The sequence below is a fragment of the Pseudomonas sp. B21-059 genome (assembly GCF_026016285.1).
Classification (GTDB): Bacteria; Pseudomonadota; Gammaproteobacteria; order Pseudomonadales; family Pseudomonadaceae; genus Aquipseudomonas; species Aquipseudomonas danubii.
The window spans coordinates 4,917,772-4,940,724 of record NZ_CP087201.1 but is presented as its reverse complement, the minus strand read 5'-3'; the positions used below and the strand labels follow the sequence as shown (position 1 = coordinate 4,940,724).

Below are 22,953 nucleotides of genomic sequence, written 5' to 3'. Positions count from 1 at the left end.
GGCAAGACGGCGCCTAAGGGGTCATTGCTTTTCCGGGGCGCTGCCGGGGGTGATCACCTGGATGCTCATGCGCGGGGTGGCCAGGTCCAGTCCGGCTTCGTCCAGGTGACGCTTGAGGGACAGGTTGAACGCCCGGGACACTTCCCATTGCTTGATCGGCGCGGTCTTGAAACGGGCCCGTAGGATGGCGCTGCCGGACTCGAAACTCTCCACTCCCTGGATCTCCAGGGGCGACCAGATGTTGCGTCGCTGCAAGGGGTCGGTACGCATCTTCTGGCCCACGTCGCGCATCAGCTTGATCGCGTCGTCGATCTCCATGTTGTAGGGAATCGCCACGCGAAAGATCGCGTAGCCGAACTCCCGGGAGTAGTTCTTGATGCTCTTGATTTCGCTGAACGGGATGGTGTGCACGATGCCGTCGATGTCCCGCAGGCGCACGGTGCGGATGGTCAGGCCCTCGACGGTGCCCAGGTGACCGCCGACATCCACGTAATCGTCGATGGCCAGGGAGTCTTCGATGATGATGAACAGACCGGTGATCAAGTCTGCTACCAGCGACTGGGCGCCGAAACCGATGGCCAGACCGATGACACCGGCACCGGCCAGCAGCGGCGTGACGTTCATGCCCATGTTGGCCAGGGCGACGATGGTGGCGATGATGAAAATCGCCACGAACAGCACGTTACGGATCAACGGCATCATGGTCTGTGCGCGGGCGTTGGCCAGGCCCTTGCGCGAGCGGGTCAGCGCGTGATGCACCGCGGTGTCGCTCAAGATCCAGATCAGCCAGGCGAAGATCAGGGTGCCTGCGAGGCTGAACAGCTTGACGCTGACTTCATGGCCGTCGCCTTCGGTGAAGCGGATCAGCGACATGCCCCAGACCCGCAGGCCCAGTTCGATGAACGCCAGCCACACCGCCAGATGGGCCAGGGTATAGAAGAAGCTTTTCAGTCGTTCGGAATACAGCGCATGGCGCTTGTGCCCACGCTGGGGCTTGAGGGCGTGGCGCCGCACCAGGCCGTTGATCACCATGCACAGCACCAGCAGCACCGTGCACAACAGTGACTGGCGCAGGGCCGTGCTGGTGTCGCCGGCGGAAACGAAGGTGGCGAACAGCGAAATGCCCACCAGCACCAGGGCGGGGAGGTACCAGAAGGTGCCGATGATTTCGATGGTGTCGCTCAAGGCGCGGCGGGTCAGGCGTCGCGCCAGCGGCTGGTTGCGGATCAGGTGCGCGATCGGCCGGCGAAAGCGCAGGATGAATACCCCGGTGGACAGCGCCGCCATGACATTGGCGAAAGTCGCGGCGGTATGGGCCAGGTGCTGGCCGAGGCTGGCCACCATCCGAGGGTCGCTCAGGGCCTCGCCGAACGCGGCGAAGCTGCCGATCCACCACAGCGGTCGGAACGCCTGGCGGCGCAGGATATACAGGGCACGATGACGATGCGGACCATCGAGGACGGAAAACGCCACCACACAGATCGCCGAAAAACAGGTGCCCACCACCAGGGCGTAAGCCAGGACCATGGCCAGGTCCTTGCCCAATGACGAGGGCAGGGAGTAGGTCATGTAGACGGTGATCAGCAGAGCGATCAGCCAGGGGCCGAGCTTGCGCAGGGCGAAGCGCAGCAAGTCCCAGGTCTTGGGGTGCTGGGGCAGTTCTTCGGTGAGACCGAAACGCAGGCGCACCCGGTGGCTGAGCCAGATCAGCGCCGCCGCCAGCAGACTCCAGACCATGAGAATCAGGGCAAAGGCAAAAATGATCGGTAGCCATTGGCTGGCTGGCAGCATCAACGCCGACAGTTCTTCCTGGGCTTGATCGAACTCGTCGGTCCAGCGGTTCAAGGGGCTATCAGCGCCGGAGAACTGTTTCTCCAGGCTCGACAGAGTGCCGCCGATCAGGCCGAGCACGCCTTCTTCAGTGGCGGGCTGGGCTTTTTTCGTGGCGTCCCGGAGTTTTTTCAGATCAGCCAGCAGCTTGGCGCGTTGCTGGTCGTTTTCCAGGGATTTGATCACCTCGTCCAAAGACTGTCCCAGGGGCTCTTCGGCCTGTGGTTGCGGTTTGCTCTGGTTGCCCAGCAGGCCCGGCAGGCCAACCGCCTGCGCACTGCTCAGGGGCAGGAAGGTCAGCAGGCAGACAAGCGCAAAGCAGGGCAGGGCGAAAAGACGAGCGAACACTGGGCGGTCAACCTCGGAGAAAATCGGATCGACCGAGTGTACGAGGCCACCAAATTCAATGCGAGGGCGAGCGCGGCATTTATTCCGCCAGTTTGGCGAGGATTTTGTAAACCACAGTGCCGAGAATCAGCAGCATGCCAATCCACATGCTGAACACACCGAGGTTCTTGTCCCGGAAGTTGAAGCCGATGGCCAGGAGAATCATGCCCGTGAGAATCGGGATGAGCATGGAGTGGAACGCAGACATCGAGATCATGGCGACGGCCTTGTCAGGAAGAGTACTCATAAGTCTAGGTCGCTTTGCCGCGCCCCGGGTTGATGTGTATCAGAAACCGGCGGGGCCCCCTGAGGGGCGCCCGCGGTGACAACTCAGGGCAGTTCGTGGCTGGCGTAGAACGCGCTCAGCACCTTTACCAGGTGGGCCAGGTCATGGCTGCCACAGAGTTCACGGATCGAGTGCATGGCGAAGGTCGGCAAGCCGATGTCGACAGTGCGCACGCCCAGGTGGCTGGCGGTGATCGGGCCGATGGTCGAGCCGCAACCCATGTCGCTGCGCACCACGAAGCTCTGCACCGGGACTTCCTCGGCCATGCACAGATGGCGGAAGAAACCGGCGGTTTCGCTGTTGGTGGCGTAGCGCTGGTTGCTGTTGACCTTGATCACCGGGCCGGCATTGAGTTTCGGGCCGTGATTGGCGTCGTGCTTGTCAGCGTAGTTGGGGTGCACGCCGTGGGCGTTGTCTGCGGAAATCAGCAGCGATTTCTGGATGGTGCGGACGAACTCGTCGCCTTCGGGCAGCAGGCGGCGCAGGGTCTGTTCGAGCATCGGGCCATCGGCGCCGCAAGCCGAGCAGGAGCCGACTTCTTCATGGTCGTTGCACACCAGTACGCAGGTTTCCTCGCTGTCGGCCGTCAACAGGGCCTGCAACCCGGCGTAGCAGGACAGCAGGTTGTCCAGGCGTGCGCCGGCAATGAAGTCACCGTGCAGACCGATCACGGCAGCGCTCTGGGTGTCGTAGAAGCTCAGCTCGTAGTCCAGCACCACATCGGCGTTCAGACCGTGTTCGCGGGCCAGTTGGTCGGTCAGCACGGCACGGAAATCCACCCGTTCGTCACCGGCAAACTGGGCAAGGATCGGCGGCAATTCGTTCTGCGCGTTGATCGCCCAGCCCTGATTGGCTTCACGGTTGAGGTGGATGGCCAGGTTGGGAATGATCGCGATGGGGGCCTTGAAGTCGATCAGTTGGCTTTCCACCTTGCCATCGCGGCGGAAGGTTACGCGGCCGGCCAGTGACAAGTCACGGTCGAACCAGGGAGCCAGCAGTGCGCCGCCATAGACTTCCACACCCAGTTGCCAGAAACCCTGGCGCTGCAGTTCAGGCTGAGGCTTGACCCGCAGGCAGGGGCTGTCGGTGTGGGCGCCCACCAGGCGGATGCCGCCTTGCAGGGGCGAATGCCGGCCCAGCTTGAAGGCGACGATGGAGGAGTCGTTGCGGGTGACGTAGTAGCGGCCGTTGGCTTCGGTGGTCCACGGCTCGCGCTCGTCGAGGCGCTGGTAACCTGCCGCTTCCAGACGTTGAACAAGGCTGGCAGTGGCATGGAAAGGGGTAGGGGAGGCCTTGAGGAAGTCAATCAGGCCTTGGTTCAACTCTTCGCGCATAAGTAGCTCCAGACAGCAGTGGCGCGAGTTTAACGTATAGCAGGGCACTGTAGGAGCCGGCTTGCCGGCGAAGCGGTTGTCGACCTGGGGGATGGTCGTCAGGGGGGCTTCGCCGGAAAACCCGCTCCTGCAGAACGCTGTCAGAAGGGCGCGGGGCAATCGAAGCGCAGGCGCTCACCGGTCTGGGGATGAGTGAAGCTGAGCATGCTGGCATGCAGGCACAGCCTTGGCCAGGCGGCCAAGGCCTGCGGGTGGGCGTAGAGGCCATCGCCCAGTAGTGGGTGCCCGATGGACAGCATGTGTACCCGCAACTGATGAGAGCGGCCGGTGATGGGGGTCAGCTCGACCCGGCACCAGTCGCCGCAGCGCTCCAGCACTCGCCAGAAGGTCAGGGCGTGCTTGCCGAATTCGTGGTCCACCACATGCCGGGGTTTGGTTGGCGGGTCATAGCGCAAGGGCAGATCGATGCTGCCGCTGTCCAGTTCCGGCTGGCCCCAGCACAGGGCGGTGTAGGCTTTTTCGGTTTCGCGGTCATGAAACTGTCGCGACAGTTCGCGATGGGTGTCCGCGTCCCGGGCCAGGAGAATGATCCCTGAGGTTTCCCAATCCAGTCGGTGGACGATACGGGCTTCGGGGTAGCCATTTTCCTGCAGGCGAGTGATCAGGCAGTCCTTGTTGTCGTCGGCGCGACCGGGGACTGAAAGCAGCAGGGTGGGTTTGTTCACCACCAGGACGGCGGGGTCCTGATGCAGGATGTGGATATTCGACAACGGCATTAAAACAGCCTCGTAACAAACGCCAACGGCGGCTCGCCGACCTCAATGCTATGCATGAAGTCAGCGAGCCGCCGTGGCTCCCGTCGGATCAATCAGCGATCAGGCAGGGTGATATTGAGTTCCAGGATCGAGCAACTGCCCTGGTTTTCCAGAGCGACGTGCACGTCGTCGGACCCGATATTGACGTACTTGCGGATCACTTCCACCAGTTCCTTCTGCAAGGCGGGCAAGTAATCAGGGGTGCTGCGCTGGCCGCGTTCATGCGCCACGATGATCTGTAGACGCTCTTTCGCTACCGACGCGGTGCTGACCTTTTTGCTGGCACGAAAGAAGTCAAAAAGATTCATTATCTACCTCCAAACAGGCGCTCGAAGAATCCCTTCTTCTCGACATCAAGGAACCGGTGTTCCACGGTTTTGCCCAGCAAACGATCGACTGCGTCGCTGTAGGCCTGGCCCGCATCGCTCTGGTCGTCGAGAATCACCGGCACGCCCTGGTTGGAAGCCTTGAGCACGGCCTGGGATTCCGGAATCACGCCCAGCAGGGTCACTGCGAGAATTTCTTTGACGTCTTCAACGCCAAGCATTTCGCCATTGCTGACGCGCTCCGGGTTGTAACGGGTCAACAGCAGGTGCTCCTTGATCGCGTCTTCGCCTTTTTCGGCGCGGCGGGATTTGCTGGCCAGCAGGCCGAGCATACGGTCGGAGTCGCGGACCGAAGAGACTTCAGGGTTGGTCACGACAATCGCTTCGTCGGCGAAGTACATGGCCAAGTGGGCGCCTTTCTCGATACCGGCTGGGGAGTCGCAGACCACGAACTCGAAGGTTTCCTTGAGTTCCATCAGGACTTTTTCCACGCCTTCCAGGGTCAGCGCGTCTTTGTCGCGTGTCTGGCTGGCGGCCAGTACGTAGAGGTTTTCCAGGCGCTTGTCTTTGATCAGGGCTTGCTGCAGGTTGGCTTCGCCATTGACCACGTTGACGAAGTCATACACCACGCGACGCTCGCAACCCATAATCAGGTCGAGGTTACGCAAGCCGACGTCGAAGTCGACGATGACTGTTTTGTGACCGCGCAGAGCGAGGCCGGTACCGATAGCGGCGCTGGTGGTGGTTTTACCCACACCACCCTTGCCGGATGTAACCACGAGAATCTTGGCCAAGGTGTTTCACCCCTAAGGAAAAAGGACTTTTAGCCCCTGAAAAACATCTCTTGAAAACTACTGCAGTCGGACAGCCTTGGCTGGAGCTCGGTCAGCGGCAGGGTTTATCGTCGATAAACTCTGCTGATTGCCAATTTCCTACTTCGTTTGAGCCGTAATCGCTACGTTTTAGAGATGCTTGGAAAATGCGGCAGTATCCGTTAAAGACGTGTGATGTTCAACACGTCACCCGACAGGCTGACCTGGACTCCAGAGCCCCACAAAGGGTCGCGCCGCAGGTCTTCGGAAACCTTGTACTGACCGGCGATGGAGATCAGTTCAGCGCTCAATTGCTGACAGAAAATCCGTGCCTTGGTGTCACCTTTGACGCCAGCCAGCGCCCGACCACGCATTGGGCCGTATACATGGATATTGCCATCGGCGAGAAGTTCCGCGCCGGGGCTGACCGAGGACACCACGACCAGATCGCCACCTTGGGCGTAGATCTGCTGTCCGCCGCGTACTGGCGAAGTGATGATGCGGGTCGGTTTCACGGTTGGTTCAGGCGGCTTTTCCGGTACTTTCTTGACCTCGCTTTCCGGCGGATCGAGGGGGCGCTCCCGGGCACCGGAAGGTGGCAGCACTGGCAGATCGACGGCAATGGCCGCTGCAATGTCTTCAATCCGGCTGGCGCGGATCGCCAGGGTGCGCAGACCGTGCTGGCGGCAGACACGCATCAGCCCGGGCAGATCCACCGAGCCTTCGGCAGCAGGCAGCTTGTCCAGCGCCAGTACCAGTGGCGCGTTGCTGAAGAAGTTTGGCGCCTGGGCGACCTTCGCGGCCAGTTGGCGATCGAGGCCTTCAAGGTCGTTGCGGGCCAGTTCCAGCACCGTGATGGCAAGCATGCTGCCCTTTAACTGGAACACAGGATCTTGGTCTAGCGATTCGGTTTGGCTCATGGTCTGCAGAAGGCGGCTTGTCACTAAAAGTGCCGAGACTTATAACGAGATCGCCCGCGCCCCGCAAGCCAGGTCGAACCGATGTAGAATGCGCGACCTTGTTGTCTGTCCCGGAATCTGTAATGGATCGCCCGCGTTTTCGAGCTGCATTCTTGTCTCCACGTTTCTGGCCGCTGTGGCTGGGACTTGGCGTGTTATGGCTGATCGTCCAGCTGCCTTATCCCGTGCTCCTGCAAATCGGTCGCGCCCTGGGGGCGTTGATGTACCGAGTAGCCGGCGATCGACGGTCTATCGCCCGACGCAATCTGGAGCTGTGTTTCCCGGAAAAATCCGCCGCAGAGCGCAAACGCCTGCTCAAGGAAAACTTCGCCTCCACCGGGATCGCCTTCTTCGAAATGGCCATGAGCTGGTGGTGGTCCAAGCAGCGTCTGGCGCGCCTAGCCCATGTCGAAGGCCTGGAACACCTCAAGCAGGCCCAGCGCGAAGGTCATGGGGTGATTCTCATGGCCCTGCACTTCACTACCCTGGAAATTGGCGCGGCGCTGCTGGGGCAGCAGCACACCATCGATGGCATGTACCGCGAGCACAAGAACCCGCTGTTCGATTTCATTCAGCGTCGTGGCCGCGAGCGACACAACCTGGATTCCCTGGCCGTGGAGCGAGAGGACGTGCGTGGCATGCTCAAGCTGCTGCGTTCCGGACGGGCCATCTGGTATGCACCGGACCAGGACTATGGCGCCAAGCAGAGCCTGTTCGTGCCGTTGTTCGGTATCCAGGCGGCTACCGTGACCGCCACCAGCAAGTTCGCCCGCCTGGGCAAGGCGCTGGTCGTGCCTTTCACCCAGGAGCGCCTGGCCGATGGCAGTGGCTATCGCCTGGTGATTCATGCACCCCTGACGGATTTTCCCGGTGCCACTGAAGAAGAGGATTGCCTGCGGATCAATCAGTGGGTGGAAAGTGCGTTGCGCGCCTGTCCCGAGCAGTACCTCTGGGCCCATCGACGCTTCAAGAGCCGGCCGCCGGGCGAGCCCAAGCTTTACAAGAAGCGCGGTTGACCGCCTGGCATTGATTGCCGGATCTTGTGCGCCACGGATGGAGTGAGTTGATGAGTGTTGCGCAACCGATCACAGGTTTGATTCTTTCCGGCGGTGGTGCGCGTGCCGCCTATCAGGTGGGCGTGCTGGCGGCGATCGCCGAGCTGTTGGGGCCGGGGGCGCGAAATCCGTTTCCGGTGATCGTTGGTACCTCTGCCGGGGCCATCAACGCGGTCAGCCTGGCCAGTGGGGCCACGGATTTTCCCGCGGCAATCGAACGCCTCACGGCATTCTGGCGCAGCTTTCGCAGCGATCAGGTGATGCGCAGCGATTGGCCGGGAGTGATTCGCCAGGCCAGTCGTTTTGTCGGCCACAGCCTGTTGGGGCTCGGTGCTCAGGTGCCGGTGGCGCTGATTAACAACTCGCCGCTACGCGACCTGCTCAATCAGCACATGCATCTTTCGGGCATCAACCAGGCCATTTCCCAAGGCCAGCTGCATGCGGTAGCGGTGACGGCCTTTGGCTACGAATCCGGACAGGCGGTGACTTTTTATCAAGGTGGCGGGGTCATCGATCCCTGGTTGCGTCATCGGCGCATCGGCGTTCCCATTCAGCTGACGGTGGACCACCTGCTGGCCAGCGCGGCGATTCCCTTGCTGTTCGCGCCAGTGAAGCTCGACCAAGAGTATTTCGGTGACGGTGCCGTGCGCCAGTCGGCGCCCATCAGCCCGGCGTTGCACCTGGGGGCCAGCCGCGTGCTGGTGGTGGGTGTCAGTGGCAACCCGCGGGGCAATGATCCAGACGCCACCCGGCAGCGTTCTTACACCGGGCAGCAGCCGACTCTGGCGCAGATCGGTGGCCATATGCTCAACAGCACCTTTATTGACAGCCTGGAAAGCGATATCGAACTGCTGGAGCGGCTCAATCATTTCAGTCGGCTGTTACCTGGCAGTGCGGCGGATCGCGGCTTGGGTATCGCGCCGGTGGAAGTGCTGGTGATTGCCCCGAGTCAGCCGATCGACGAAATAGCGGCGCGGCACCGGCAGGAGTTGCCAGCGGCTCTGCGCTTGTTCCTGCGCGGACCGGGGGCAACCCGGACCAGTGGCGCCGGGGTCCTGAGCTATTTGCTGTTCGAGGCGTCGTATTGCAGCGAGTTGATCGAACTGGGGCGCAGTGACGCCCTGGCCAAGGGCGAGGAGTTGGCGCGGTTTCTGGGCCTTAAGGGTTGATGCCCGGGCTCAGCCGATGAGCCCGGGATTTTCGCAGCCTGAGGTCAGTAAGGCAGGTAGTCCTGGATGAACTGGCGGATCACACCGATAAAATCCTCGTCCGCGGTAAAACCCAGCTCGCTGGCATATCTGGCACTGAAGGCTCCCGGCCAGGAGCCGACGATGCGTTCGATCCTGGCGTCCGGGCGTAGCTGAATACGCTGGGCAACTTCGTCTCCGGCCACTTCCCGCAGCGCGTCGATCATCTGCGCCACGGTCAGCGACAGACCGGGCATGTTGATCACTCGGCCCTGATTCAAGCGCTCTGCGGCCAGCTCATGACCATGGATCAGGTTGGCAATGGCCCGGGCTGGAGACATCAACCAGAGTCGGGTATCCAGGGCCACCGGGCAGACACTGGCCTGGCCGCTGAGGGGTTCGCGGATGATACCGCTGGCGAAGCTGGACGCCGCCAGGTTCGGTTTGCCTGGCCGCACCACGATGGTGGGCATGCGCAGGCTGCGACCATCGACGAAGCCGCGTCGGCTGTAATCGGCGAGCAGCAGGTCATTCATGGCTTTCTGGGTCCCGTAGGAGCTTTGCGGAGCCCAGACCTGATCATCGTCGACGTTCTCCGGCAGTTGCCCACCGAAAACGGCCACAGAACTGGTCATCACCCACTTTGGGCAGGAGCCCAGCTGGCGCGCCCGTTCCAGCAGACCTTGGGTCGCACTGAAGTTGACCCGCATGCCCAGTTCGAAATCGCCTTCCGCCTGGCTGGAGACCACGGCGGCCAGGTGAAAGATGCTATCGGTGTCGGCGTCGATCAGTTTGGCCAGCACCTGTTCATCGCTAATGTCTCCTTCCTTGACCTGCACCCGTGGGTCATCAAGGCCCTGCACGGGCTCCCGGTCAAATGCGGTAATGCGCTTGATGGGCTGCAATTGGCCGTGACGGTCGGTGAGTGTGCCCCGTTGCAGCAAGGCTTCGATCAGCCGCCGTCCGAGAAAGCCGGCCGCGCCGGTGACAAGAATATTCATGAGTGGCTCCAAGTGTTCAGCGATTGACGAGTTTTCCGGGAATCTTGAAGACCAGCAGGGCGCCGATGAACAACGCGCTGGCCATGACGTACATGCCGATGGTGGTGCTTTGGGTCAGGTCTTTGAGAAAGCCCATCAGGTAGGGCGAGACAAAGCCGGCGAGGTTGCCCCAGGAGTTGATCAAGGCAATGCCGGCGGCGGCCGCGGTGCCGCCGAGAAAGGCCGTGGGCAGGCTCCAGAACAGCGGCAGGGTGCTGAAGGCGCCCATGGCCCCCAGGGTCAGGCCGATCATCGATACCGTGAAGTTGTCGCTCCAGGTGGCGGAAATCATCAGGCCGATACCGCCAAGCACGGCGGTCAGCGCCAAATGCCAGCGGCGTTCGCGCAACCGGTCGGCGCTGCGGGAGATCAGCACCATGGTCAGCGCTGCCGCGGCATAGGGAATCGCCGTGAGCATGCCGACCTCGAACACGTCGCTGACGCCGGCCTGGCGAATCAGCGAGGGCAGCCAGAAGCCAACGGTGTAGAAGCCGGCGATCATGCAGAAATAGATGGCGGTCAGCAGCCAGATCCGGGGTTGCCCGAACACTTGCCTGACGCTGTGAACCTGATGGCCGTCGGCCTCGGCCTCGATTCGGGCCTGCAGCAGGTTTTTTTCTTGGCGGGTCAACCAGCCCGCGTCGGCGATACGGTCGCTGAGGCAGTAGATCACCAGGCCGCCCACCAGGATCGACGGCAAGCCTTCGAGGAAGAACATCCATTGCCAGCCTGCAAAGCCCTGGTGGCCATTGAGGGCACTCATGATCCAACCGGACAGCGGCGCGCCAATCAACCCCGAAAGCGGTACCGCGGTAGCGAACAGGGCGTACATCTTGCCGCGGCGGTTGGAAGGGAACCAGTACGACAGATAGAGGATGACCCCCGGATAGAACCCGGCCTCGGCGATGCCCAACAGAAAGCGCATCACATAGAAGGAGGTAGGGGTGCTGACGAAAGCCATGCACGAGGAAATGATGCCCCAACTGATCATGATGCGAGCGATCCACAGGCGCGCACCGACCCGATGCAGGATCAGGTTGCTGGGAATTTCCACCAGAAAGTAGGCGATGAAGAAGATCCCCGCACCCAAGCCGTAGACCGCTTCGGAAAATTGCAGGTCTTCGGACATCTGCAACTTGGCGAAGCCGACGTTGACTCGATCCAGGTAGGCCACCAGGTAGCACAACAGCAGCAACGGCAGGATGCGCCAGGCGACTTTGCGATAAGCCAGGTCTTCAAAGGAGGCGGTGGGGGAGCGGGCGGCAGTTTGCGACAGTGATTCAGTCATCTCTTTACCCATCCTTTTTTCTTGTATTTGGGTGATTTTGTTTTTATCGGACTTGCTGAGGTGTCTTAGATATCATAATACATCATACGAATTCAACGGCCGGATACCGAGCGGGACGGCGTGCACGAAATGCAGTACCGTTAGCCACTTTGAATACAGAGATACTCATGTCCAAGCCTGACAACTCTTCCCTCGCCGCCGATTCCCTGGCGACGCTCAAGGATGCGGCCAAGGGCACCCTGGCGGATCAAGTGACTGCGGCACTCAAGGCGCATATCGCCAGTGGCGAGGCCCTGCCGGGTTCGCGGCTGCCCACCGAGCCGGTTATGTGCGAGCGTTTCGGGGTCAGCCGTACGGTCATCCGCGAGGCGATTTCGCGCTTGAAATCGGCCGGGCTGGTGGAGGTGCGCCAAGGTAGCGGCACCGTGGTCAGCGAGGGCGCGCATATCAAGGCCTTTACTATCGATCTGGATGTTCGCGGGTCGATCGAGGCGGTTCTGCGGGTGACTGAACTGCGACGTGGTATCGAGGGCGAGGCGGCGGCGCTGGCGGCGCAGCGGCACACCCCCGAGCAACTGCAGGCGATCCATCAGGCATTGCTGGCCATCGATGTGGCCGAGCAGGCCGGCCAGGACGGCGTGGAGCAGGACCTGGCGTTTCACTTGTCGATTTCCCAGGCCACCGGCAATCCGCTGTATCCCTCATTGCATGAGTTCATTGCCCAGTTCATCAAGGAGGCCATCCGCATTACCCGTTCCAATGAGGAGCGGCGCCGGGATCTGGCGCACTCGGTGCGCGATGAGCATTTCGCGGTCTATGGGGCCATCGCCGCGCGTGATGTCGAAGGGGCGCGGCAAGCAGCGCTGAGCCACATCCACAATGCGGTGGAACGGCTCAAGAGTGCCGATCCGGCATTCTGGCGGGACTCCGGATCACGTCTTGCCTGATAGGCAGCGTCGCGCTGGCCCATCAGTCTGAGTGGCCGGCTCTCATCAGAACATGAGGGCCGGCCGTCTCAGGGGGTATCAGAAGTGGTATTTGACCAACAGGCTGGCGGTGTCCTGGTTGGTCTCGAAGTTACGCGAATCCTTGATGCCGTATTTGTTCTTCCAGTAGTCGTACTCGAAACCGACGTACAACTGCTTGGCGCCCCAGTTCAGTGCCTTGCCCAAGTCATATTTGATCTGTGGGTTGAAGTGCAGGTTGGCGTGGTAGGTGCCCTTGGCGTTCTGGTCGTTGTCCACCACCCAGTCCATGAAACCGTCGATCAGGATGTCCGAGCGGCCCACGGGAATGGTGTAGGACCACACCGGAGTGATCTGCCAGACGTTGTCACCCGCGCGGCTGCCTTCGGTGTGGCGCTGGTAGAAGTTCAGCTGGAAGTAGTCGAAGCCCGGTACTGCCAGGTCGAAGCCCGGGCCGATCAGGTAGGACTCATTGTCGCCTTCGCCGAATTCGTAAGTGAACGCCAGGAGCACGTCCTTGATCGGGCCGAATTCCAGTTTCTGGTCGAAGATCTTGCCGAACGACAAGCGTGGAGAGAACTCGCCGTAGTAGGTGTCCGGGCCGACATTGCCGTCTTCCTTGCCGTTGTAGAAGATGCGGTCGAGGAAGAAGAAGTTGTCCCCGTACTTCCAGGCGTCGGCGTGTTCGAAGGTGACCGTCTGTTGAATCTGCGGGTTGACTTCGAAGTTCTTGCCATACAAGTAAGTCAGGCTGTTGTTCTGCCATTGCAACAGGTCGCCAGCCACGGCCTGCCCCCCGGCCAGCAGGCTGGTGGCCAACATCAGGCTCTTGCACATCGATTTCATTCGGTTGCTCCCAAGTAGGTAGTTCCACGTTTTTTTTGGCTTGACGCTCTGGTGTGGCGCCTTTTTTCTTTGCTGTAAAAAACCATCCGATCGGTCAGCTTTGTTGCTTTTAGCAAGAGCTGAGCCAAGGCCGAAAAAAAGCAAAAAACTCCCGTCCAGCTGTAGCGATACAGCCGGGCGAGAGTGTTTTCGCGCTATTTTCGGGCGCCTTGTTACCTGTCCAGGCCGGGATAAGTTGGCTCTTGGGTCAGGTTTTTCATCCGGGCTTTTTTTTAGACCAGATTTGCGCGGCCGCGGAGAATACTGGCTCTCACGGCAGGGCTCAAGTGCGCCGCAACGGCGCACTTGCAACCACTTTGGGGCAGGCTGGCCGACCATATCAGGCAGGTATCCGCAATGAAGGGCAATAGCCGGGCAATGATCGCTGGCCATCGGGGCGCTGGGCCGGCGCCAATGGCCGTGGAGCGGCCACCGCCAGAGGGGCCTGGGCAGGCTGCATAGGAGTGCTCCCTGTTTGTTTTTATTGTCAAGGCGCGGCGTCTGTGGGCGGCGCTCGGTCCTGGGGGCCTGGCGCCGCATTCAAGCGTGAACGGTGCAGCAGCCCCCGGGCGCCGAACCGGCGCCCGGGGGGCGACTCAATGCTGATGAGCGTGGTGGGCGCTGTTGGCCGCGCGCTCGCTGCCGCCGAGGATGTTGAACAGCAGGTTCAGCACCAGGGCGCTCAAGGTCGCCATGGCAATGCCGCTGTGGGTGATGGGGCTCATCCACAGCGGCAGGTGGGCAAAGAACTCCGGGCGGACCACGGGAATTAGGCCCATTCCGATGCTCACAGCCACCAGCAACTGATTGCGGCGGTCAGCGATGTCGGCTTCCTGGAGGATCTTGATCCCGGTGGCGGCCACCATGCCGAACATGGCGATGGCTGCGCCGCCCAGTACCGCTGGAGGAATCGAGGCCACCAGGAACGCCGCCTTGGGCAGCAGGCTGAGGATGATCAGCAGGCCACCGGCGACGATGGTCACGGAACGGCAGCGCACCCCGGTCATCTGCACCAGGCCGATGTTCTGGGCGAAGGAAGAGTGGGTGAAGGTGTTGAGGAAACCGGCGAAGAACGACGCCCCGGCATCACACAGCAGGCCGCGGCGCAGCATGCGCGGGGTGACCTCCTGGCCGGTGATCTTGCCCAGGGCCAGGAACATCCCGGTGGACTCGACGAAGATGATCACCACCACCAGGCACATGGACAGGATGGGGGCAAGATGGAACTGCGGCATGCCGAAGTGCAGCGGCGTGACCACCTGCAGCCAGGGCGCCTGGGCCATGCCACTGAGGTCAACCATGCCGATCAGGCCGCAGAGGATGTAGCCCAGGCCCATGCCGATCAGCACGGAAATATTGACCCAGAAGCCACGCATGAAGCGATGGATCAGCAGGATAGTGCCCAGCACCAGCGCGGCGATAGCCAGGTAGATGGGGGACCCGAATTGCGCGGCAGCGCTGCCGCCGCCGGCCCAGTTCACCGCCACTGGAAACAGTGACAAACCGATCGAGGTGATGACCGTCCCAGTGACCAGGGGCGGGAAGAAACGCACCACCTTGGACATGAACGGCGCAATCAGCATGCCGAAGAACCCTGCGGCGATGGTCGCACCGAAAATGCCCTGCATGCCGATCCCGGGCATGCCGGCCATGGCCACCATGCTGCCGACGGCGGCGAAGCTGGCCCCCATCATCACCGGCATGCGAATGCCCATGGGGCCGATGCCCAGCGACTGGACGATGGTGGCGATCCCCGCTACCAGCAGGTCGGCATTGATCAGGAAGGCGATTTCTTCACGACTCAGGCCCGCGGCCTGTCCGATGATCAGCGGCACCGCAATTGCACCGCCGTACATCAGCAGAACGTGTTGCAGACCGACCAGGATCAGTTGCAAGAAGGGCAGACGCTGAATGGCGGGCGCATCGGGGACGCACTGTTCGGATGAATCGGACATGCAACACCTCGGATCTTTTTATTCTTGTGATTTAACCGCTGCGTCTTTACGCGCAGCGTGTCTGCAACGGGCGAAGCTTGAGCGGCTGATGGCAATCAAGCCCGCCCCTACAGATGAGTCCGGTTCTGTAGGGGCGAGCTTGCTCGCGAATCGGCCCGGCGACAGGCGCTGATCAGTTGGTCTGGGCGCCCTGGGCAATCCAGGCACCGATCAGTTCACGTTCCTGTTGGGTCATCTGCGTGATGTTGCCCAATGGCATGATCTGACTGGCGACGGACTGGGCCTGGATACGTGCGGCTTGCAGGCGGATCTGTTCCGGGGTATCGAACATCACCCCGGCCGGTGCCGTGCTGAACAGGGGGCTGGTGGGCTTGGCCGAATGGCAAACCGTGCAGCGCTCCTGGATCACGTTATGCACCTTGTCGAAGGATGGCCCGGCACTGGATGCCTGTGCCGGACTTGCCGCTGGAGCCGCCGGGGCTTCTGCGCTGGCTGGCGCCGCGGGTTTGGCGCCACCGCCCAGCGCGGTTTCCGGCAGGGGCTGGTACTCGATCTGGCCGGCGGCCTTGGCTACTTCGGGGGCGCTGGGAGCTGGCGTCGGACCCGTCACGTAAGCCAGGCAGATCATGCCCAGTGCAGCAACGGGCAGGGTCCAGGCGAACTTGTGGCTGTCATGCCGGGTGTTGAAGTAGTGACGTACCAGCACCGCCAGGACCGCGATCCCGGCCAGGATCAACCAGTTGTACTGGCTACCGTAGGTGCTCGGGAAGTGGTTGCTGATCATGATGAACAGCACAGGCAGGGTGAAGTAGTTGTTGTGACGCGAACGCAGCAGGCCCTTGGCCGGCAGGGTCGGGTCCGGTGTGCGGTTTTCCGCGATCGCCGCCACCAGTGCGCGCTGGGCCGGCATGATGATGCGGAACACGTTGCCCACCATGATGGTGCCGATGATGGCGCCCACATGCAGGTATGCGCCACGGCCGCTGAACACTTTGCTGAAGCCGTAAGCGGCGGCAATCAGCAGAACGAACAGGATGAAGCCGAGCAGGGCAGGTTTCTTGCCCAATGGCGAATCGCAGAGGAAGTCATAGACGAACCAGCCGGCAATCAACGCGCCGATACCGATGGCTACGCCTTCAGGACCGCTCAGGCCGCTGCCGGGGGCAACCAGGTAGAGCATCGGGTTGTAGTAGAACACCAGGCACAGCAGGGCAATCCCCGACAGCCAGGTGAAGTAGGCTTCCCACTTGAACCAGTGCAGGTTCTCCGGCATCGAGGGCGGGGCCAGTTTGTATTTTTCCAGGTGATAGATACCGCCACCGTGAATCGCCCAGAGGTCGCCGGACAGGCCGTCCTTGGGGTTGACGCGATTGAGGTTGTTCTCCAGCCAGACGAAATAGAACGATGCGCCGATCCAGGCCACACCAGTGATCATATGTACCCAACGCACGCTCAGGTTGAGCCATTCCAACAGATGTGCTTCCACAGTCTTTACCTCTTGCCTGTCACCCTTGTTGTCGGGTGATCAGACCTTCTCTTATTGGTGGGGGGCGAGGATCAAACACTCATCCTCTTTGAAGAAATGCTCATCGCAGTTATTGCCTTTGCCACTGCGATCAACCACCAGGAAGTCATCCCGCTTTTCGATCGTCAGCACCGGGTGGTGCCAGACGCCGCGATGGTAATTGATGCCCTGCCTGCCATTACTGACGAAGGCGCGGACCAAGCCTGATACAGGTTCATCGCCAAGTGGCGCGACCACGATCAGAAAGGGGTTGCCGAGCAGCGGAATGAAGGCCTGGCTGCCCAGCGGATGGCGTTCCAGCATGCGGATGGTCAACGGCATTTCCAGCGCGTCGGCGCGGAAGATGCTGATGATCGCCTGGTCCTCCGGCTGGGCGGTTTCAACCGTTGCCAGGCGGTGGAAGCGCATGGTCGAACCATTGTTGATCATGAAGTGATCACTGCCGTCGGTTTCGATCACGTCACCGAAAGGGGCGAAGGCTTCTTTGCTCAGGGGTTCAATCATCAATGTGCGCATGCTGTTCTTCTTATCTTGAGTGTGTTTTGTCTGTTTTGCGGTCATCGCGAGCCAGCTTGCTCCAACAGGTGTGGGCTGGCCTGCGATGGGGGACGTCCTATTTCGCGACCTTGCCCAGGAGGCGCAAGCGGCTGACGCCACCGTCCGGAAACACGTTCAGGCGGATATGGGTGATCGGCCCCAGGGCTTTGATCTGCTCGACAAAGCTGTGCTCGGCATGCATTTCCAACTTCTGGCTGGGTAGCAGTTCACGCCAGAACAGGCTCTGGGTTTCGATCTGGCTGTCGGTGCCGCCCTTGACGAATGCGCCCTGGATCGAGCAGCTGTCCGGGTAGTTGCCCTTGAAGTGCAGGGTGTCGACGATGATCTTCTCGATTTCGCCGGCGTGGCCCAGGGCGACGATCACCCAGTCATTGCCGGGAGTGCGACGGCGGGCCGTTTCCCAGCCGTCGCCCATGTTGATGCCGCGGCCCGGGTTGAGGAGGTTGCCCATGCGTCCGAAGTGTTCGTCGGAACAGGCCAGGGCACGACCGCCGTTAAGGGCCGCAGCCAGGTCGACTTGTTCGTTGTCACCGATGGCCGACCAGTCGCGGTACGGCGTACCGTAGACCCGCAGGCGCGCTACACCGCCATCCGGATAGATATTGAAGCGCAGGTGACTGAAGGGCTGGTCGTTGTTGATCTCGTGGTAGTGATGGCTGTTGCCTTGCAGCTCGACAGCAGACAGCACTTCGACCCACTGGGTGTCTTCGCCAGGTTCACCTTCGCTGAGGAAGCAGGCTTCCAGGGACGCCGATGGCGGGAAGTTGCCGGTGAAGAACGAGGTGTCGATGTCCACGCCCTTGATCGAGCCCGGCACGCCCAGGCGGATCACTGCGCTGTCGTAGCCTTCGAAGCGCTTGCGACGGGATTCCCAGCCATCCATCCACTTGCCGTTGTCATCGAACACGCCTTCCTTCCAGACAGCCGGGGTTGGCTGGAACAGCCGGTTTGCGTCAGCGAACCAGTCATCGGTGACCGAGATGATCTTGGTGCCCAGGCGCGCATCGGCCAGGTTGACGAACTTCTCGAAAGGGGCGGCGTAAGCTTTCATTCTTCTTGTCTGCCTTGAAATAGGTGGCTTGGGATGCACGTAGAACCGGGAGTGGCGCGAGGGAATCCAGGTTCTCGGGGCTATCCTCAGGAGCGGGTCGCTACAGGGTCAGCAATCTGAACAATGCAATCTTGTTGATCTCTGCCAGCGCGCACTTGAACTCAGTGTCCACCGAGTTGTGGATGCGGGTTTCGAACGCGGCGAGAATCTGGTGCCGGTTGCTGCCTTTCACCGCCATGATGAAGGGAAACTTGAACTTGGCCTTGTAGGCATCGTTCAGCTCGGTGAACCGTTGGAACTCTTCGGCTGTGCATTGGTGAATACCGGCGCCAGCCTGTTCGTTGGTGCTGGCTTCGGTCAACTGGCCCTGGACCGCGGCTTTGCCAGCCAGATCCGGGTGAGCGTTGATCAGTGCCAACTGGCTGGCGTGATCGGCGCTCAGCAGGATATCGCTCATGCGCTGGTGCAGGCCTTCAATCTGGTCGATGGAGGCGTCAACACCCAGGTCGTAGGCTCTTTCAGCCACCCATGGCGAATGTTCATAGATGTCGGCGAAAGCCTCGACGAAGGCTTCACGGCTCAGGGTCGATGGCTTGAGGCTCTGGAAAGCAGTCATTTCGCCGCTCCCTGGTAAGGATGGGTCTGTTGCCAGTGGCGGGCGATATCGACACGACGGGTGAACCACACCTGTTCATGGCCTTTGACGTATTCGATGAAGCGCTTGAGGGATGCCAGGCGGGCCGGGCGACCGATCAGTCGACAGTGCAGGCCGATGGAAAGCATCTTCGGGGCTTCGGCACCTTCGGCGTAGAGCACATCGAAGGCATCTTTGAGGTAATGGAAGAAGTCGTCGCCCTTGTTGAAGCCCTGGACCTGAGTGAAACGCATGTCGTTGGTATCCAGGGTGTAGGGGATGACCAGATGCGCCTTGCCGGTGGGGTTGTTGGGTTCCCAGTAGGGCAGGTCGTCGTCGTAGGTATCGCAGTCATAGAGGAAGCCGCCTTCCTCCATTACCAGACGTCGGGTGTTCGGGCCGGTACGGCCGGTGTACCAGCCCAGTGGGCGTTCACCGGTGATTTCGGTAAGGATGCGGATCGCCTCGAGCATGTGCTCGCGTTCCTGGGCTTCGTCCATGTACTGGTAGTCGATCCAGCGGTAGCCGTGGCTGCAGATCTCATGGCCGGCCTCGACCATGGCGCGGATCACGTCCGGATGGCGCTGAGCAGCCATGGCTACGGCAAAGATGGTCAGCGGAATGTCGAATTCCTTGAACAGCTTGAGGATCCGCCAGACGCCGGCGCGGCTGCCATACTCGTACAGCGATTCCATGCTCATGTTGCGCTCGCCCTGCAGCGGCTGCGCCGAAACCATTTCCGACAGGAAAGCTTCCGATTCCTTATCGCCATGAAGGATGTTGCGTTCGCCGCCTTCTTCGTAATTGAGCACGAAGGACAGGGCGACACGAGCATTGCCTGGCCAGTGAGGATGAGGGGGGGTAGAGCCATAACCGATCAGGTCGCGAGGGTAGTCAGCGCTCACTGCAGTCTTCCTTCTTGTTCGTGATAACGGTGGCGTGGCGGAACCTGAAGCCGGAAACCCAGGTGAGCGTCACTGCGATGGGCTGATTGTATACAAGTTTATATTCACTTTGTAAGCCTGATTTTTTGCATTTTTCTGCTTTTGTCGCTATGGCCTGCACCTGCAAGAAACTTGCCTATATGGTCAGCTAATGGATCGTAAGTCGCCTGCTGCTGTGGTGTTGAGGTCAATCCACAGGCTTCCGGGTATAGCGCTACCGGAGTGAATATTTGTGATTATTATTGTGTACAATTTTTTTTAAAAGTGTCTTAATCATGGCCTCGCCGCAGCTTTTCACCCGCCGAAACGCTGTGGCCCTCTTTCAATCACTGACTCCGGGAGGCGCGAGGCCTGGGCGCACCAGTTGTGACAGGCACGCAGAATCAATGGGACGTTTGACTACACACGTTTTGGACGCCGCACATGGCTGCCCTGGCAGCGCTATCAAGGTCGAGCTGTATCGGGTTGAAGGGGCGCAGATGGAGTTGGTCGCCAGCACCCTGACCAACAGCGATGGCCGTTGCGATGCGCCGCTGCTGCAGGGCGATGACTACCGTTCCGGGGTTTACCAACTGCATTTCCACGCTGGCGATTACTACCGCGCCCGGGGTGTACAACTGCCACAGCCGGCGTTCCTTGATGTAGTCGTGCTGCGGTTCGGTATCAGTGCCGAGCAGGAGCATTACCACGTGCCGCTGTTGATCTCGCCGTACAGCTATTCGACCTACAGAGGAAGCTAGGACTTTCCCCCCAAGAATCCTGCGCAAATAGCTTCTTTGGTCCTTGCCCGCTCACACTGCGGGCTTTTTTTCGCCGGTTGTAAAGTCGTCGCCGGCAAGCCAGCTCCTGGCTGAGCGGTGCAGGAAACGGCTTGCCGGCGAAGCGCTCAACGGCTCAACAGGGATGCGGCTCCAGCTCCCGTGAACAGCCCGGCACTGATGCGATTGAACCAGCTTTGGCCCTTGCCGCTGCGCAAGTAATGCGCGGCGCCATGGGCACCGAGGCCGTAGGCCAGCTTGCAGGTCAGGTCCAGCAGGGTCCAGGTGGCGACCATGATCAGCAGTTGCGATAGGAAGGGCTGCTGGGCATTGAGAAACTGCGACAGGAACGCGGCGAAGAACAGAATGTCCTTCGGGTTGCTGGCCCCCAGGACAAAAGCGCGTCCGAACAGTGCACGAAAGCGCGGTTTCAGTGCGACTTCCGGTACCACCGCGCCGTGGGAAAGCTGCCGCGATTGCTGCCAGCTCTGCCAGGCGAGGTAGAACAGATAGAGGGCGCCGACGATCTTCAGGGCGCTGAACAGTTGCTCCGAAGCCAGCAGCAGTGCGCCCAGGCCCAGCGCGGATGCGCTCAACAGGCAGATCGAGGCCAGGACCCCGCCGAGAAAGGCCGGGTATGAGCGGCGCAGGCCATAGTTCAGGCTGTTGCTGATCATCAGCAACGACAAGGGACCCGGAATCAGGATCACTACCAAGGTAGCGCCACTGAACAGCAGCCAGGTTTCCAGACTCATTACATTCTCCAAATACACAAAAACCCCATCCGAAGGGATGGGGCGGGTGAGAGCAGGTGCGGCTTACAAGAAAATGAACTTGGCGATGAAGATCGCACACAGCACATACAGGCTGATGGAAATTTCCTTGTGCTTGCCCGTTCCTGCCTTTAGTACCACATAGGTGATGAAACCCAGGGCAATGCCATCGGCGACGGAAAAGGTCAGGGGCATCATGATTGCCGTGACAATCGCCGGAATGCTGTCGGTGGCTTCGTCCCAGTTGATATGGGCCATGCCGCCCATCATCAGCATCGCAACGTAGATCAAGGCACCTGCTGTGGCGTAAGCAGGGATCATGCCTGCCAGCGGCGCAAAGAACATGGCGGCAACAAATAGCACACCTACGGTGACGGCGGTAAGGCCAGTCCGCCCGCCCGCGGCCACACCGGCGGCACTTTCCACGTAGCTGGTCACCGGCGGCACCCCGACTACTGCGCCGAAGACGCTTGAAGCACTGTCGGCCTTGAGGGCGCGCGAGAGATTCTCGATCTTGCCGTCGGCCTTCACCAGGCCGGCACGCTGGGCCACGCCCATCAGGGTGCCGGCAGTGTCGAACATGTGCACGAAGAGGAAGGCCAGTACCACGCTGATCATGCTGACGTTGAACACCCCGGCAACATCCATGGCCATCCAGGTGGGCGCCAGGCTCGGCGGGGTGGACAGGATGCCGTTGTAGTGCACCAGCCCCAGGCCCCAGCCGGCCAGGGTCACGGCGATGATGCTGATGAGGATTGCGCCGAACACTCGGTGGTAGCTGAGCACCGCGATCATCAGAAAGCAGATGGCCGCCAGCAGCGGACCCGGTTCACGCAGGGAGCCGAGCTTGAGCAGGGTGGCCGGGCTGTCGACGATGATGCCCGCTGTTTTCAACCCGATCAGTCCGAGAAACAGCCCGACACCCGCTCCCATGGCGAAGCGCAAGCTCACCGGAATGCTGTTGAGCAGCCATTCACGAATCCGCGACAAGGTCAGGATCATGAACAGCACACCGGAGATGAATACCGCGCCGAGGGCGGTTTCCCAGTTGTAGCCCATGGTGCCGACCACGGTGTAAGTGAAGAAGGCGTTGAGACCCATGCCCGGGGCCAGGCCCACTGGCCAGTTGGCGTACAGGCCCATTAGCAGGCAGCCCAGGGCGGCAGCGATGCAGGTGGCAACGAAGGCGGCGCCGTGGTCGATGCCGGCGTCGGCCATGATGTTGGGATTGACGAAGATGATGTAAGCCATGGTGATGAAGGTTGTCACACCGGCAATCAGCTCGGTCTTCACCGTGGTGCCATGCAACCTGAGTTTGAAGATGCGCTCCAGCCAGCCGCTGTTCAGCGAGGGCGAGAGGTCCAGCGGAGAGGCTTCGGATTTGCGGCTTTCCACAGCGAGTACTCCTCAAGAGTTTTATTGTTTTTTCCAGAACCGGGCACGGGAGGGTGGGCAGCGGCTCTTTGAGGCAGGCAGGGCTTGTGGTGTTTGTTGACCTTTGGGTCAAGAACTCACACGTGGCGAATTATGCTTTTGTATACAAAGAAAGCAAATAATGTTTTTGGTTTTGTGTGCGAAAAATCTGA

22 protein-coding genes are annotated in these 22,953 nt (G+C 60.8%); 4 read left to right on the top strand and 18 right to left on the bottom strand.

All coding sequences use genetic code 11. The annotated features are described in order from the left end of the window. Positions 1-21 precede the first annotated feature (21 nt). The 7 genes from LOY69_RS21660 to minC form a co-directional block, all read right to left on the bottom strand. Entirely contained in the window at positions 22-2,178 is a 2,157-nt protein-coding gene (locus LOY69_RS21660) for a mechanosensitive ion channel family protein (RefSeq protein WP_110594660.1), read from the bottom strand. A 79-nt stretch (positions 2,179-2,257) separates the two neighbouring features. Further along, positions 2,258-2,464, bottom strand: a complete 207-nt coding sequence (locus LOY69_RS21655; RefSeq protein ID WP_102860790.1) for a hypothetical protein — start codon at positions 2,462-2,464, stop codon at positions 2,258-2,260. An 83-nt stretch (positions 2,465-2,547) separates the two neighbouring features. Beyond that, entirely contained in the window at positions 2,548-3,837 is a 1,290-nt protein-coding gene (locus LOY69_RS21650; protein ID WP_077934615.1) for a M18 family aminopeptidase, read from the bottom strand. Between the two features lie 140 nt (positions 3,838-3,977). Beyond that, complete coding sequence (locus LOY69_RS21645; RefSeq protein WP_102860792.1) at positions 3,978-4,613, bottom strand: RluA family pseudouridine synthase; 636 nt, start codon at positions 4,611-4,613, stop codon at positions 3,978-3,980. A gap of 92 nt (positions 4,614-4,705) precedes the next feature. Beyond that, positions 4,706-4,960, bottom strand: a complete 255-nt coding sequence (gene minE / locus LOY69_RS21640) for a cell division topological specificity factor MinE (RefSeq protein WP_007898843.1) — start codon at positions 4,958-4,960, stop codon at positions 4,706-4,708. Next, positions 4,960-5,772 (bottom strand): septum site-determining protein MinD, encoded by an 813-nt coding sequence (gene minD / locus LOY69_RS21635; RefSeq protein ID WP_011062650.1) that lies wholly within the window; start codon positions 5,770-5,772, stop codon positions 4,960-4,962. The genes minE and minD overlap by 1 nt, the downstream gene beginning before the upstream one ends. A gap of 200 nt (positions 5,773-5,972) precedes the next feature. Beyond that, positions 5,973-6,710, bottom strand: a complete 738-nt coding sequence (gene minC, locus LOY69_RS21630; protein ID WP_102860793.1) for a septum site-determining protein MinC — start codon at positions 6,708-6,710, stop codon at positions 5,973-5,975. A 122-nt stretch (positions 6,711-6,832) separates the two neighbouring features. Between minC and LOY69_RS21625 the strand changes: the two genes are divergently transcribed. After that, the gene (locus LOY69_RS21625) at positions 6,833-7,765 is read left to right on the top strand and encodes a lipid A biosynthesis lauroyl acyltransferase (protein WP_102880516.1); all 933 of its coding nucleotides are present in this window, start codon (positions 6,833-6,835) and stop codon (positions 7,763-7,765) included. 50 nt (positions 7,766-7,815) lie between these two features. After that, entirely contained in the window at positions 7,816-8,973 is a 1,158-nt protein-coding gene (locus tag LOY69_RS21620; RefSeq protein ID WP_102880515.1) for a patatin-like phospholipase family protein, read from the top strand. Positions 8,974-9,017: 44 nt separating this feature from the next. Here LOY69_RS21620 and denD read toward each other — a convergent pair whose 3' ends face one another. Both denD and LOY69_RS21610 read right to left on the bottom strand, forming a co-directional pair. Then, positions 9,018-9,992 (bottom strand): D-erythronate dehydrogenase, encoded by a 975-nt coding sequence (gene denD, locus LOY69_RS21615; protein ID WP_265073574.1) that lies wholly within the window; start codon positions 9,990-9,992, stop codon positions 9,018-9,020. A gap of 16 nt (positions 9,993-10,008) precedes the next feature. Beyond that, entirely contained in the window at positions 10,009-11,319 is a 1,311-nt protein-coding gene (locus LOY69_RS21610) for an MFS transporter (RefSeq protein ID WP_102860797.1), read from the bottom strand. A gap of 167 nt (positions 11,320-11,486) precedes the next feature. On the opposite strand from LOY69_RS21610, the gene LOY69_RS21605 reads away from it, so the two are divergent. Then, on the top strand, positions 11,487-12,266 hold the full coding sequence (locus tag LOY69_RS21605; protein ID WP_253084724.1) for a FadR/GntR family transcriptional regulator: 780 nt from the start codon (positions 11,487-11,489) through the stop codon (positions 12,264-12,266). Positions 12,267-12,344: 78 nt separating this feature from the next. Here LOY69_RS21605 and LOY69_RS21600 read toward each other — a convergent pair whose 3' ends face one another. From LOY69_RS21600 to puuE, 7 genes are all read right to left on the bottom strand, one after another. Continuing rightward, positions 12,345-13,130 carry an outer membrane protein OmpK gene (locus LOY69_RS21600; protein WP_102880513.1) on the bottom strand — a complete coding sequence of 262 codons (786 nt, stop codon included), beginning with the start codon at positions 13,128-13,130 and terminating at the stop codon, positions 12,345-12,347. Positions 13,131-13,765: 635 nt separating this feature from the next. Next, on the bottom strand, positions 13,766-15,124 hold the full coding sequence (locus LOY69_RS21595; RefSeq protein WP_102860799.1) for a nucleobase:cation symporter-2 family protein: 1,359 nt from the start codon (positions 15,122-15,124) through the stop codon (positions 13,766-13,768). Between the two features lie 172 nt (positions 15,125-15,296). Next, positions 15,297-16,610 carry a urate hydroxylase PuuD gene (locus tag LOY69_RS21590; protein ID WP_170001889.1) on the bottom strand — a complete coding sequence of 438 codons (1,314 nt, stop codon included), beginning with the start codon at positions 16,608-16,610 and terminating at the stop codon, positions 15,297-15,299. Between the two features lie 51 nt (positions 16,611-16,661). Further along, a complete protein-coding gene (locus LOY69_RS21585) occupies positions 16,662-17,165 on the bottom strand; it encodes an ureidoglycolate lyase (protein WP_102880511.1) in 504 nt (167 codons plus the stop codon). A gap of 97 nt (positions 17,166-17,262) precedes the next feature. Next, positions 17,263-18,258: an allantoicase gene (alc, locus tag LOY69_RS21580; protein WP_102880510.1), complete on the bottom strand. Its 996-nt coding sequence runs from the start codon at positions 18,256-18,258 to the stop codon at positions 17,263-17,265. A 100-nt stretch (positions 18,259-18,358) separates the two neighbouring features. Continuing rightward, positions 18,359-18,874 carry a 2-oxo-4-hydroxy-4-carboxy-5-ureidoimidazoline decarboxylase gene (uraD, locus tag LOY69_RS21575; protein ID WP_110651498.1) on the bottom strand — a complete coding sequence of 172 codons (516 nt, stop codon included), beginning with the start codon at positions 18,872-18,874 and terminating at the stop codon, positions 18,359-18,361. Further along, positions 18,871-19,797: an allantoinase PuuE gene (gene puuE / locus LOY69_RS21570; RefSeq protein ID WP_110594650.1), complete on the bottom strand. Its 927-nt coding sequence runs from the start codon at positions 19,795-19,797 to the stop codon at positions 18,871-18,873. Before puuE ends, uraD begins: the two co-directional genes overlap by 4 nt. A 425-nt stretch (positions 19,798-20,222) precedes the next feature. Here puuE and uraH point away from each other — a divergent pair, with 425 nt between their 5' ends. Next, positions 20,223-20,576: a hydroxyisourate hydrolase gene (uraH, locus tag LOY69_RS21565; RefSeq protein ID WP_110594648.1), complete on the top strand. Its 354-nt coding sequence runs from the start codon at positions 20,223-20,225 to the stop codon at positions 20,574-20,576. A 146-nt stretch (positions 20,577-20,722) separates the two neighbouring features. On the opposite strand, the gene LOY69_RS21560 is transcribed toward uraH, so the two are convergent. Then, on the bottom strand, positions 20,723-21,349 hold the full coding sequence (locus LOY69_RS21560) for a LysE family translocator (protein WP_265073573.1): 627 nt from the start codon (positions 21,347-21,349) through the stop codon (positions 20,723-20,725). A gap of 63 nt (positions 21,350-21,412) precedes the next feature. Continuing rightward, entirely contained in the window at positions 21,413-22,762 is a 1,350-nt protein-coding gene (locus LOY69_RS21555) for an NCS2 family permease (protein ID WP_102880506.1), read from the bottom strand. Between the last annotated feature and the right edge of the window lie 191 nt (positions 22,763-22,953).